The sequence below is a fragment of the Demequina litorisediminis genome (assembly GCF_030161615.1).
GTDB lineage: Bacteria > Actinomycetota > Actinomycetes > Actinomycetales > Demequinaceae > Demequina > Demequina litorisediminis.
Map to the genome: position 1 here is coordinate 2,790,652 of NZ_BSUN01000001.1, position 11,494 is coordinate 2,802,145.

Genomic DNA, 11,494 nt, shown 5'->3' on the forward strand with positions numbered 1-11,494 from the left:
CGCGATGCCACGCGCGTTCAGCGTGTTCGCGCCGCGGGCCGACGCATCGCCGGGGTCGGCGACGGCGAAGCGCACCTGGCCGATGCCAGCATTCGTCAGCGCGTCCACGCACGGTCCCGTGCGGCCCGTGTGGTTGCACGGCTCGAGGGTGACATGCGCCGTGGCCCCCGACACGTCGTTGCCGCGTTCGCGGGCATCGGCCAGCGCGGCGACCTCGGCATGCGCGGTGCCAGCGCCGCGGTGCCAGCCCTGCCCGAGGACGATGCCTTCCGCACCGGTGATGACGCAGCCCACGCGCGGGTTGGGACCGTAGGCGGGGCCGTTGCCCGCCAGCACGACGGCGAGGTCCATGGCCTGGGCGTCGGTCAGCGTCTCGCGACCATCCGAGTCGTGTGCGACGGTCATGTCAGGCACGCGCCGCCGCCGCGAGGTCGCGCAGGGCGTTGACCTCGGCCGCCGGATCCGCGGCACCGTAGACGGCCGAGCCCGCGACGAAGACGTCGCCACCCGCCCTCGCCACGGTCTCAATCGTGTCGCGCGCGATTCCTCCGTCGGTCTGGATCCACAGATGGCTACCTGCGGCATCCGAGGCGTGGCGGAGAGTTGAAACCTTGGACATCATGTCCGGCATGAAGGCCTGCCCCCGAATCCCGGCTCGACCGTCATCACCAGCACCATGTCGAACTCGACCAGGTCGTCCAGGATGACGTCGACGGGCGTTCCCGGCTTGAGGGCGACCGAGGCACGAGCGCCGAGCCGGCGAAGGTCGCGAGCGATGGCCCGCGGATCCTTCGCCGCCTCGTAGTGGAACGTCACCGATGCGGCACCGGCCTCCGCGTAACGCGGAGCCCAGTGATCGGGGTTCTCGATCATCAGGTGTGCGTCGATGGGCATCGGCGACACCTCGGCGATGCGCTCCACCACCGGCAGGCCGAGCGTCAGGTTGGGCACAAAGTGACCGTCCATGACGTCAACGTGCAACCAGTCGGCGGTATCGACCTTGACGATCTCGGACTCGAGGTTCGCGAAGTCGGCGGACAGGATGGACGGGGCGATCTGCATACCCATGGCTCGAGCGTAGTGGAGCCGGGGCCGTCTCAGTCTCCGATCGGAGACTCGCCCGCCACCTTGCCGAGCCTCGCGCACGTGAGGCGGGTTCGCTCCCGCACGCGACACGGTTATTGCCGCGGCGCGTGCGGCGCGACGGACGGTCGAGGCGATCTGATCAACGCTTGCCTCGGCGAGCGTGGCACGGGCGTCGAGGCCGAGCAGTCCGGAGCGCAACATCCCGTCGATCAGCGCCGACATAAAGGAGTCACCGGCGCCGACGGTGTCGACCACGTCCACGCGGATGGGCTCCACGCGCACGGTCTCGCCGCCGATCGCGGCAAGGGAACCCTCCGCGCCAAGCGTCGCCACGCAGACCTTTGCCCCGAGCCTGCCCCAGTGCGCAAGCACCTCCTCGAGGCTGAGGTCTGGGTAGAGCCAGGCGATGTCCTCATCGCTGGCCTTGACCACGTCCGCGAGGCCGATGCACGACTCGGTCCGCGACACCACTTCGTCGCGCTCGCCGGCAAGGCTGGGACGGACGTTGGGGTCGTAGGCTCACCGTGCCACGGCGGCGCGCACGCGCGAGCAGTGCCACGACGGCATCGGCCCCAGGCGCGATATGAGACGCGATCGACCCGGCGTGGACGTGCGCGGCCGCATCGATCTCTGCCAGGTGATCACCGCTAAGGGTCCACGCGATGTCGAAGTCGTACTCCGCCGCACCGTCTTCCTGAATCACGGCGCGCGCCGACGGCGTGCGTTCCACAGGGGCGGCGATGGTGCGCACCCCGGAGGCCGAGAGGTGATCGAGGATGAGCCGGCCGCCGTGGTCACGGGCCAACTGCGTGATGAACGTTGTGCTCTGCTGGAGCCGCGCGAGGCCCACGGCGACGTTGGCCGGGCTTCCTCCCGCGTGCTCGCTACGCACTCCCGAGCGCGCCTCGACAACGTCGAGCACGCTCTCTCCGATGACAACGGTCCGCGAACTCATGAGAGGCCTCCGACGGCGACGAGCGCCGCAGCGAATGACGGGACGAGTGGCAGGTCCTGAATGAGTGCCGCCTGGTAGGCGTGGTACGCATCAGGCTTGCCCGGCCACACCGTGCCGGCAGGCACGTTGTGAGCGTCGGCTCGTGATGCCACGAGCCGCCTCGGTGGTCAACGAGGAACGAGTCAACGTAGGCCCACCAGCGCGACAGGTCGGCGCTGTAGCGCGCCTCGCCCGTGATGGCGAACAAGGCCTGAGCGGCCCCGATGGCCTCGGCGGCCACCCAGTGCATGCGCTCGCGGACCACGGGCTCTCCCCGCCAGTCCGTGGTGTACACGAATCCGTCAGCGCCGTCACGAGCCCAGCCGTCCGCGACCGCGGTGGCGTACAGAGCACGTGCGGCGTCAACGAGGCCCTCGGGCGCCGAGCGGCCGAGCGTGGCATCGCTGGCAAGGAGTAGCCGAGCCCACTCGAGCCCGTGACCGACCGTCGCGCCGTAGGGGCGGAACGGATCCGCAGGCTTGTCGCGGTGGTGTTCGAGCATCGGGTTCCAGTGCTCGTCAAAGTGCTCGGGGATGCGCCACTCGTTCGCCGCTGCCCATTGCGCGACGCGGGCACCGATACGGCCCGCGCGCTCGTGCCACCGGTGGTCGTGCGTGATGTCGCCCGCGGCGAGGTACGCCTCGACGGTGTGCATGTTGGCGTTGACGCCGCGATAGGTGTCGAGCGTGGTCCAGTCCGCGTTCCACTCCTCGAGAGAGAGGCCTTCGGGCTCGTCCCAGAAGCGGGTCTCCGAGACGGCGAGCGCGTTGGACAGCAGCGCCTCGGCACCCTCGATACCCGCCGCCACCGCAGAGGACGCCGCAAGGATCACAAACGCATGGCCGTACGCCTGCTTGGCGGTGTCCGTTGCCTTGCCGTCATCGAGGCGTGCGTACCAGCCGCCGTTGACCGCGTCCTGGAGCGGCCCGGTCAGCGCCTCCACGCCGTGCGCCGCGAGGGCGCGCAGATCGTCCAGGCTGGGACCGTCAGATCGAGGAGCCTCACCCGCGAGCACGCCGAGCGACGCCACATGCGTCATCCGGCACGTGATCCACAACTGCGTGCCACGCGAGGCATCGACGCCAGTCGTCGTCTGCGCCCAGCCGAAGCCATCGTCGACACGGGCGGCAGCGACGAAGCGCAGGAGGTCGGCCCGCTGAGCGGCCCGGTAGCCCGCGTCCCCTGCCGTCATCGGGCAAACTCCGCGACGGCCACGTCCACCGACGTCCCGGCGACGACGTGCGACGCCCAGCGCTCAGGAGCGATGTCGGCGACCGCAGCGGCACGTACCGTGGCCTCGTGGGTCTCCCCCGGCAGCAGCGTCACAGCTGTCCGGTGATCGTGGCATCGGCCAGCGCCTCGTCGACCTCCGCAAGCAGGACCAGGTCACGTACCAGCGTCACCGCGGTGAAACGCAGGGTGGCGACTTCGCCGTCAACGCGGACATCGGACAACTCGATGCGTGCAGTCGGGTGCGACAACTCAAGGTCGGGAACGATCCAGCGTGTACCGCGCACTCCGCCGGCGTCGACCACGACGGCCGCAGCGCCAGCGGGAATGCTCGAGGGCTCGATGACCCAGTGCCCGTCGGAGGGAACCGTCACGTCGCGGTGGTCTTCCACCAGCACCGAGCCCGCCTCATCCACCACGCGTACCGTCAGCGGTGCCACCCAGGCCTCGGGCAGGTCGTTGACGAGCGTCAATCCCGTGGCCGTGCCATCGGCAGTGATGATCACGGCGCGGGGCGCCATCACCTGCGCCGACGCATGCCAGCCGAGCCTTGCGCTTGCCCGCGACGTCGAGCACCGCCCACGACAGGGCGGGCCAGCAGTCATCGAGCCTGCCACCACAAGGCACCCGAGCAGGTGTCGTGAAGCGAGCGGAAACGGCCGATTGCCGCGAGAATCGCGCGCGCCTGCATGGTGAGTCGTGAAGTACCAGCCCTTGCCATCCGTGGGAAGGTGCGGAACGTGGTCGCCGATGCCGCGCGCGAGCGCAGCCATGCCCTCGGGGTGCTTCTGCAGGCGGTGCACAGCGGGGTCGGTAGGACCGTCGGGGCTGCCACCCACGCCGCGCGCGAGGGTGGGCCATGCGGCAGGTGCCTGCCAGCCAAACTCCGCGGCGAAGCGGGAACGCTTCTCCTCGAACACGGTGTAGTCGAGCCTGGTTCCAGGTGTCCCAATGGTGCGTGGGGCCCTGCGTCTGGTCGTTCGGGTGCACGCTGCGGTCAGGCGAGAACGGCGATCCGGGAATGTACGGACGGTGCGGATCGAGGACGGCGAGGCCCTCGGGGATCACCTCGTAATACAGGTGCTCGCCCCAGGCACCGTCGGGGCCGAGGGCCTCCTTCCAGCCCCAGTCCTCGTAGCCCCACAGGTTCTCGTTGCAGCCGCACCAGAGCACGAGCGACGCGCGGTGACCCACGCGACCCACGGCATCGGCCACTTCGCGGCGCACCGAGTCGAGCCTGGTGCTCGTCTTCGGCGTAGGCGGCGCAGGCGAACGAGAAGTCCTGCCAGACCATCACGCCCAGGCTCGTCGCACAGGTCATAGAAGTCGTCGGACTCGACCACTCCGCCGCCCCAGACGCGCAACATGTTCGCGCCGGTGGCAACGGCCTCCTCGATGAGGTGGCGCAGGTGCGAGCGCTCGATGCGCTCCGGCAGGACGTCCGCGGGAATCCAGTTGAACCCTCGGGCCCAGACCCGCGAGCCGTTGACGTGGATCTCGAACGACGTACCCGCGTCATCGGGCTCCTGAACGACCGCGACAGAGCGGAAGCCGACGCGACGCGTGACCAGATCGAGCGCCTCACCGGCAGCATCGAGCAGCGTGAGCTCGACGTCGTACAGCGCCTGCTCTCCCCTGCCGACGACGTCCCAACGCCGTGCCTCAGCAACGGCGGCGTCGATGGACGCGACACCCTCCGTCACGGCGACGCGCTCCTGGATCAGGCTCGTCGTCGCCGTCGAGGACGCACACCAGCACGGACGACGCTTCGCCCGCGATCTCGACGGCGCCCGTCAGGCGCGCGCCGCCCTCCCACAGGGCGCTCAGTCGCACGCCGCTCAGACGTGCCACGGGCGTACGCTCCACGACAGCGGCACGGAACAGTCCGGCGGTGATGGTGGTGGGGCCCCAGTCCCAGCCAAACGAGCAGGCCATCTTGCGGACCTGGTTGTACGGAATCTCGTACATGTCGGCACGCGGCAGAGGGTTCACCGCCTGGTTCTCGCGCGCCACGGCCTCGGCCGGCGCGAGCTCGATCTCGACGTTCCAGGCGCCAGGAGCGTTGTCCACGCCGAGCGGTACCCGCCACGCGTGGAACATGTCGTCCGTCGTGAGCACCTCGACGCCATCAACCCGCACGGTGCCGAAGGTGTCGACACCTTCGAGCACGAGCGTCACGTCGGCACCGGCACCGGTGCGCGCGACCTCAGTGCGGTACATCCAGGTGGACTGGGCGGCCCACTCCACGTCAGCCTCGTGGCCATCGACGGTGACGTCGGTGGCGAGGCCACGCTCGATGAGCGCACCCAGCACAGAACCAGGCACGGCCACGCCGATGCCCCCGGTGAGGGCATCGATCACGGAGCCCGGCGCCGATGGCGCTGCGTGCGTGAGGTCGAGGGTCCAGCGGGTCTGCGGGGTACGGGTCGCCTGGCGGGCGGTCACTTGGTGGCTCCCTGGGTCATGCCGGCGTAGATGTAGCGCTGCATCGAAAGGAAGATGATGACGGTCGGAATGATCGCGATGACCACACCGGCTGCCACGATCTGCCACTGAGCGCCCAGCGGGCCGGACGAGAAGCGGAACAGCGAGGTCGACACGGTGCCGAGGTCGCTGGAGGGCATGTAAAGGAAGGGAATGTAGAACTCGTTGTACGCGGCGAAGCCCTTGATGATCACCACCGTAGCGATGGCGGGCTTAAGCAGCGGGAAGATCACCTGCCAGAAGATGCGCAGGTTGCCGGCTCCCTCGAGGCGTGCGGCCTCGTCGAGCTCCTTCGGAATCGCCCTGATGAACTGCAGGAAGATGTAGATGGAGATGATGTCGGTGCCGAGGAACAGCACGATCGCGGCCCAGCGGGTGTTGTAGAGCCCGAGCGCGTTGACCACCTGGAACGTCGCCACCTGTGTCGTCACGGCGGGGACGAGCACCGCCAGCAGGAAGGCGCCGAGCACGATCTTGCGGCCGCGGAAGTCGAAGCGGTCAATCGCGAAGGCGGTCATCGCGCCGATGATCACCGTTCCGGTGATGGCCACGATCAGGATGATCCCGGTGTTGAGGAAGCCCTGGAGCATCTTGCCGTCGGTCCACGCGGTGACGTAGTTATCGAAGGTCCACTCGGAGGGCAGGGCGAAGGGGCCCGTGTCGGCGAGCCTCGCGGCCGGTCTTGAAGGACGCGAGGAAGATGGTCACGAGCGGCAGCAGCGTGACGATGGATCCGACCACCAGGGTCGTGTATTTGAAGCCTGAGAAGACAGCGTGCTTCATGTCAGTTGCCCTTCTCTTCAGGCACGAGGCGGCGTTGAATGACGGTCACGATGAGCACGATGGCGAGGAGGACCACCGCCATGGCCGATGCGAGGCCTGTCTTTCTTACTCGAACGCATAGTCAATGGTTTGAATCACGAAGGTTTCGGAGCCGTTTGCTCCGCCTGTCATGACGTAGGGAATCTCGAAGACCGAGAGGGAGCCGGAGATTGCGAGGATGAACGTGAGGCTCACCACGGGGCGAATGGACGGCAGGATGATGTGGCGGAACTGCTGCCACTTGTCCGCTCCGTCGAGGCCTGCTGCCTCGTAGAGCGTGGGGTCGATCGACTGGATCGCGCCAAGAAACAGCACGAAGTTGAGACCCATGTACCGCCACACGGACGTGCCCGCGAGCGAGAAGTTGATGATGTCCGGATCGCCGAGCCACAGCCTGCTGGAACTGCTCGAGCCCGAAGTAGGCGAGCGTGGCGTCCAGGGTGCCACCGGGGCGGAAGAAGTACAGGAACGTGAAGCCGATGGCGACACCGTTGATGAGGTACGGGAAGAACAGGATGCCCTTGAAGAGGTTCCTGAACCGCGTGCTAAACGACAGGATGGTCGCGAAGTACAGCGCGAGTCCCAGTGGATGAACGACGCAAAGAAGTAGTACAGCGAGACGAAGAACACCCGGAACAGTTCGGGACGGGTGAAGAGCCTCGATGTAGTTCTCGAACCCCAGCCACGTCTTGTCCTTGGAGATGCCGTTCCACTCGGTCAGGGAGTACCAGAACATGTTCACCACGGGGATGAACGTGAACGTGGCGAGCAATGCGAGGGGGACGATCAGGAACAGCCACGGCGTGATCCGCTGCGTCAGCGGCTTCTTGCTGCGGGGCCGTTCACGCCACGCCTGAATGGCGCGAGGGCGTACGGGTGAGGTGAAGGATGACATGCGTGCTCCGGTTGTTCGCGGGCTGCTTTGCCTCGCTGGGGTCCGTGTGTGCCCCCGGGGAGATCCCGGGGGCACACACGGCTTGGTGCTGGGTTAGCCTGCGGCGACGTCCGCGCGGCCAGCGGCCCACTTGGCGTTCAGGTCCGCGAAGATGTCCTCCTTGGACTCGTCACGGGCGCCACGAGCGGCGTCGACGATGCGCTGACGGTAGTCGGCGCTCCACAGGCCGATCTCCGAGGCGGTGTCGATGTCGTTCACTAGGCTCTCCTGGCCAGCGGGGGCCGGGTTCAGGCTCGATGTACTCGACGCCTGCGGCCTCAAAGTCCGCCAGGGTGTCGGGGGTCGGACCGTCGAGGCGGGGCGAGATGCCACCCTGGCTCGCGGCGTAGCCGGACTCGTCAGCGAACCACTCGATCCAGGCGCGCGCGGCGTCCTTGTTCTCGGAGTTCACGTTGATGGCATTCTTGTAGTCACCCGAGGTCACCGAGTGGAAGGTGCCGTCAACCTGCGCGGGGAACGGCATGTAGCCGATGTCCGCGGCGTCGTCAGCGGCGTCCTGCATCTGGGTGATGGCCCACGAGCCGAGCACCATCGCACCGATCTTGCCGGTGCCGAGGTCCGACTTCGACTGCTCCCAGTTGGTCGTGGTCGGGTCGGTCTCGGTGAGGCCGGCGGCAACCGCGTCGAACAGGAGCGAGTCCATGACGTAGTGGTCCGAGCCCTCGGTCCACGGGGCGTCGGTCTGCGTCATCTCGTTGACGTAGTCGGGGTTCGCGGTGATCTCACCACGGTTGGACTCCCACTGCGTGAGGGGCCAGCCATCGGCGTAGTTCGTGTACAGCGGGGTCGCCTCGGTGTTGTCGGCGATGGCCTGCAGGTCCGCGATGAACTCGTCGGAGGTGGTGGGCAGGTCGGTGATGCCCGCTGCCTCCCAGACGGCCTTGTTGTAGACGATGCCGTTGGCGTTGCCGGTGATGGCGATGCCGTAGGACTGGCCGTCGTAGTTCATTTCGGTCGAAATGAAGCGGTACTCCTTCGAGAGCCTCCTCGACCGTGCCCAGGGGCTCGAAGAAGTCGGGGAGGTCGGAAGCCTTGACCGAGTTGGGGATGAGGAGGACGTCGCCGTAGTCGGCGGTGCTCATGCGGGTGGTGACCTCGCCCTCGTAGTCCGTGATGGCCTCGAACGTCACCTCGACGTCGGGGTACACGGCCTCGAACTCGGTCTTGTAGTCCTGGAACACCGTGTCGACGATGTCGGTGCGGTTGGTCAGGACGGTGATCTCACCGGAGATGTCCTGAGCCTCAGCCGACGTGCCGGCGGTGTTGCTGGTGCTGCTGCTCGACTCGGGTTCCGAGTCCGAACCACATGCAGCGAGGCCCAGCGACAGGCCGGCAACGCCGAATGCGGCGGCCATGGTGCGAATCTTCATTGATCTTTCCCTCTCTTGCTCGTCGCCCGCAGCGTCGCTGCGGCGGGTCGCGAGTGCGACGTTTGGAACTTTAACGATTAAGTCACGCTTCAGCAACGGCCAGAACCCCTTGAGTCCATGGTGTTACTTAATCGTTACAGTAGCGTGAACTGCGGTCGGTGGCGACCGTGAGCGGCCCCTGTGCTCATGGGGCGACGGCGAGGTGCAGATTGACCTGGCGGGATAGTCGACGCGACTGCTAGGAGGACACCACCTCAACGCAAGGTGGCATGACGCAGCACGGCCCGCGGTCGCCCTCGGGTGGTCCTTGAGGAACCTGCGGCGGACCTAGGCGCGCGGGGCGCGTCCGAGCGAACCGCGCTCGACAAGGGTGGCTGTCGAGGTGCGCACGCTCTGCGTGACGCCGTCGCCGTCAACGAGGCGCAGGAGCGTCCGCGCGGCGTCTTCGCCATACGCGAGGATGTCGCGCCGCAGCGCGCTGAGCGGTGGGTCCGACAGGCGACACAGGGGCGAGTCGTCCCACGCGAGAATCGAGAGGTCATCGGGCACGCGCACGCCGCGCGCCGTGGCGGCACGGACGGCACCGACGGCCGTCAGGTCATTGTCGAACAGGATCGCCGTGGGCGGCTCGTCCCGCGCAAGGAGGTCCTCACACGCGGTGACACCGGCCTGAAGCGAGTAGTCGGTGTTGACCTCGGCCACCACGTCCATACCCAGGCTCCGCGCCGATCTCGAGCATGGCTGCGGAGCGCACCCGGGTGTGAACGAAGGCTCTCGGGGCCGGCCACGTGAGCGACACGCCGGTGGCCCAGCTCGGCGATGCGCCGCATGGCGGCGCGCGCCGCCCCGGCATCGTCCGACCCGACTGCGGCAAAGTCGCGCGCGTAGGCGGGCTCACCGACGACGACAGCGGGCAGGCCGATGTCCTCGAGAATGTCGAGCCGCGGGTCGTCGATCGCGAGGTCCGTGAGGAAGATGCCGTCCACACGGTTAGCCGACCACCACTCGCGGTAGGTCTTGGCCTCACGATCGGGATCTGGGGTCACCTGCAGCAGAAGCGCGTAGCCGCGGTCGGAAAGCACTTCCTCGATACCTGCCACGAAGGTCATGAAGAACGGCTCGATACCCAGCATGGCGGGCTCACGAGTAATGACGAGGCCCACGGTCGCGGTGCCACCGCCGCGCAAGGCGCGCGCAGCGGCGCTAGGCGCCCACCCGAGCCTCCTTGGCAACAGCGAGAATGCGAGCGCGTGTCTCGTCCGAGACTCCCGGCCTGCCGTTCAGCGCGTAGGACACCGCGCCGGCGGACACGCCGGTGCGCTGCGCGATCTGCGCGATCGTCGGGCGTCCTCGCCCAATACGGCCAGCCATGCCGATCCTTCCTTCCCGATGCCCCCTGATATGTGCCAGGCCCCACCCTATCCATAGAGGTCGTCCTCGGCGCGCAGGCTACGGTAGGAGCACTCAATCGATTAAGGAAGATCGCATGACTGTGCCGCCTGCTCATCACCGCCGACTGCCGGACGGCCCGTTCCATGCCATGACCTGGGGATGGGTGGGCGAGCGCGGCTCGTGGACCACCGACGCCGCACGCCAGTCCATGGTGGCGATGACCGAGGTCGCCCCGACCTGGGTGGTACTCGCCTACGCCGCACTGCAGGATTCTGCGCAGTCCACCACGATTCACTGGCAGGACTCCCCCGACCTCGTCACCGACGATGAGATTCGTGAGGCAGCCGCCCATGCCCGTGAACTCGGGCTGCGCGTATGCCTCAAGCCCACGGTCAACGTGAAGGACGGAACCTGGCGCGCCTACATCGGCTTCTTCGACCAGGACGTTCCCGGGGAGCCCACCTGGGACGAGTGGTTCGACGAGTACGAGGCGTACATCCTGCACCACGCGGCGCTGGCCGAGGAGATCGGTGCCGATCTCTTCTGTATCGGCTGTGAAATGGTGCGAGCCGATGCCCGCGAGGACCGCTGGCGTGCGCTGGCCGCCCGCGTGCGTGAGGTCTACTCGGGCCCCGTCACCTACAACTGCGACAAGTACCAGGAGGATCGCTTGACCTGGTGGGACGCCGTCGACGTGATCAGCGCCTCGGGCTATTACCCCACGGGCACGTGGCCGGAGCACCTCGCCCGCATTGCGCCCGTGGTCGAGAGTCACGGCGGCGAGTTCCTCTTTATCGAGGCAGGCTGCCCGAGCCGCGACACCTCGCCCGCGCGTCCCAACGACTGGAACATGGTGGGCGTCCCGGACCAGCAGGCCCAGGCGGACTACCTCGACGAGATGCTCACCGCGACGCTTGGCACGCCCTGGGTGCGCGGCGTCGCCCTGTGGGACTGGCCCGCCAACCTCTATCCCGCTGAGGCTGGTCCCAGTAACGACGACTACTGCATGTATGGCAAGACGGGTGCCGAGGTGGTCCGCCGCCACTTCTCAGCGCGACCCTAGAGACGATGGCCTCGGCGACACGAGGCCGATGGACGGTGCCCCGCGGCCGCCCACGCAGCCGCGGGGCACCGTCACGTCCGGGGCGGGGCCGTCAACAC

At 67.7% G+C, this 11,494-nt stretch carries 14 protein-coding genes and 3 pseudogenes; 1 reads left to right on the top strand and 16 read right to left on the bottom strand.

Annotation, left to right across the window (positions count from 1 at the left end):
• Window positions 1–126 precede the first annotated feature (126 nt).
• From QQK48_RS17005 to QQK48_RS17075, 16 genes and pseudogenes are all read right to left on the bottom strand, one after another.
• Window positions 127–405: pseudogene (locus tag QQK48_RS17005) on the bottom strand (riboflavin biosynthesis protein RibD); the annotation flags it as partial.
• A gap of 1 nt (window position 406) precedes the next feature.
• A pseudogene (rpe, locus tag QQK48_RS17010) lies at window positions 407–1,068 on the bottom strand (ribulose-phosphate 3-epimerase).
• Between the two features lie 141 nt (window positions 1,069–1,209).
• Window positions 1,210–1,557: pseudogene (locus QQK48_RS17015) on the bottom strand (PfkB family carbohydrate kinase); the annotation flags it as partial.
• Window positions 1,499–2,008 (bottom strand): carbohydrate kinase family protein, encoded by a 510-nt coding sequence (locus QQK48_RS17020; protein ID WP_284329212.1) that lies wholly within the window; start codon window positions 2,006–2,008, stop codon window positions 1,499–1,501. The pseudogene QQK48_RS17015 and the gene QQK48_RS17020, both read right to left, overlap by 59 nt.
• Window positions 1,971–3,272: an AGE family epimerase/isomerase gene (locus QQK48_RS17025; RefSeq protein ID WP_284329213.1), complete on the bottom strand. Its 1,302-nt coding sequence runs from the start codon at window positions 3,270–3,272 to the stop codon at window positions 1,971–1,973. The genes QQK48_RS17020 and QQK48_RS17025 overlap by 38 nt, the downstream gene beginning before the upstream one ends.
• Window positions 3,269–3,406 (bottom strand): hypothetical protein, encoded by a 138-nt coding sequence (locus QQK48_RS17030; protein WP_284329214.1) that lies wholly within the window; start codon window positions 3,404–3,406, stop codon window positions 3,269–3,271. Before QQK48_RS17030 ends, QQK48_RS17025 begins: the two co-directional genes overlap by 4 nt.
• On the bottom strand, window positions 3,403–4,230 hold the full coding sequence (locus QQK48_RS17035; RefSeq protein ID WP_284329215.1) for a hypothetical protein: 828 nt from the start codon (window positions 4,228–4,230) through the stop codon (window positions 3,403–3,405). The genes QQK48_RS17030 and QQK48_RS17035 overlap by 4 nt, the downstream gene beginning before the upstream one ends.
• A gap of 144 nt (window positions 4,231–4,374) precedes the next feature.
• On the bottom strand, window positions 4,375–5,013 hold the full coding sequence (locus tag QQK48_RS17040) for a hypothetical protein (protein ID WP_284329216.1): 639 nt from the start codon (window positions 5,011–5,013) through the stop codon (window positions 4,375–4,377).
• Window positions 4,973–5,755 carry a glycosyl hydrolase 2 galactose-binding domain-containing protein gene (locus QQK48_RS17045; protein WP_284329217.1) on the bottom strand — a complete coding sequence of 261 codons (783 nt, stop codon included), beginning with the start codon at window positions 5,753–5,755 and terminating at the stop codon, window positions 4,973–4,975. Before QQK48_RS17045 ends, QQK48_RS17040 begins: the two co-directional genes overlap by 41 nt.
• Window positions 5,752–6,384 carry a carbohydrate ABC transporter permease gene (locus QQK48_RS17050; RefSeq protein WP_348523717.1) on the bottom strand — a complete coding sequence of 211 codons (633 nt, stop codon included), beginning with the start codon at window positions 6,382–6,384 and terminating at the stop codon, window positions 5,752–5,754. Before QQK48_RS17050 ends, QQK48_RS17045 begins: the two co-directional genes overlap by 4 nt.
• A gap of 28 nt (window positions 6,385–6,412) precedes the next feature.
• Window positions 6,413–6,577, bottom strand: a complete 165-nt coding sequence (locus tag QQK48_RS20755) for a hypothetical protein (protein ID WP_348523718.1) — start codon at window positions 6,575–6,577, stop codon at window positions 6,413–6,415.
• 105 nt (window positions 6,578–6,682) lie between these two features.
• Window positions 6,683–7,246: a carbohydrate ABC transporter permease gene (locus QQK48_RS17055; RefSeq protein WP_348523719.1), complete on the bottom strand. Its 564-nt coding sequence runs from the start codon at window positions 7,244–7,246 to the stop codon at window positions 6,683–6,685.
• 434 nt (window positions 7,247–7,680) lie between these two features.
• A complete protein-coding gene (locus QQK48_RS17060) occupies window positions 7,681–8,520 on the bottom strand; it encodes an ABC transporter substrate-binding protein (protein ID WP_284329218.1) in 840 nt (279 codons plus the stop codon).
• 748 nt (window positions 8,521–9,268) lie between these two features.
• Window positions 9,269–9,652: a substrate-binding domain-containing protein gene (locus QQK48_RS17065; protein ID WP_284329219.1), complete on the bottom strand. Its 384-nt coding sequence runs from the start codon at window positions 9,650–9,652 to the stop codon at window positions 9,269–9,271.
• Window positions 9,535–10,104: a LacI family DNA-binding transcriptional regulator gene (locus QQK48_RS17070; RefSeq protein ID WP_284329447.1), complete on the bottom strand. Its 570-nt coding sequence runs from the start codon at window positions 10,102–10,104 to the stop codon at window positions 9,535–9,537. The genes QQK48_RS17065 and QQK48_RS17070 overlap by 118 nt, the downstream gene beginning before the upstream one ends.
• Before the next feature lie 40 nt (window positions 10,105–10,144).
• On the bottom strand, window positions 10,145–10,312 hold the full coding sequence (locus QQK48_RS17075; protein WP_284329220.1) for a LacI family DNA-binding transcriptional regulator: 168 nt from the start codon (window positions 10,310–10,312) through the stop codon (window positions 10,145–10,147).
• Between the two features lie 115 nt (window positions 10,313–10,427).
• Between QQK48_RS17075 and QQK48_RS17080 the strand changes: the two genes are divergently transcribed.
• Window positions 10,428–11,396, top strand: a complete 969-nt coding sequence (locus QQK48_RS17080; RefSeq protein WP_284329221.1) for a glycoside hydrolase family 113 — start codon at window positions 10,428–10,430, stop codon at window positions 11,394–11,396.
• Window positions 11,397–11,494 lie beyond the last annotated feature (98 nt).

Bases quoted from the DNA above. Each gene is read 5' to 3' on its own strand.
- QQK48_RS17025 (WP_284329213.1), bottom strand. From the start codon at position 3,272: ATGACGGCAGGGGACGCGGGCTACCGGGCCGCTCAGCGGGCCGACCTC.
- QQK48_RS17050 (WP_348523717.1), bottom strand. From the start codon at position 6,384: ATGCTCCAGGGCTTCCTCAACACCGGGATCATCCTGATCGTGGCCATC.
- QQK48_RS20755 (WP_348523718.1), bottom strand. From the start codon at position 6,577: ATGAAGCACGCTGTCTTCTCAGGCTTCAAATACACGACCCTGGTGGTC.
- QQK48_RS17060 (WP_284329218.1), bottom strand. From the start codon at position 8,520: ATGAACTACGACGGCCAGTCCTACGGCATCGCCATCACCGGCAACGCC.
- QQK48_RS17065 (WP_284329219.1), bottom strand. From the start codon at position 9,652: ATGGACGTGGTGGCCGAGGTCAACACCGACTACTCGCTTCAGGCCGGT.
- QQK48_RS17075 (WP_284329220.1), bottom strand. From the start codon at position 10,312: ATGGCTGGCCGTATTGGGCGAGGACGCCCGACGATCGCGCAGATCGCG.
- QQK48_RS17080 (WP_284329221.1), top strand. From the start codon at position 10,428: ATGACTGTGCCGCCTGCTCATCACCGCCGACTGCCGGACGGCCCGTTC.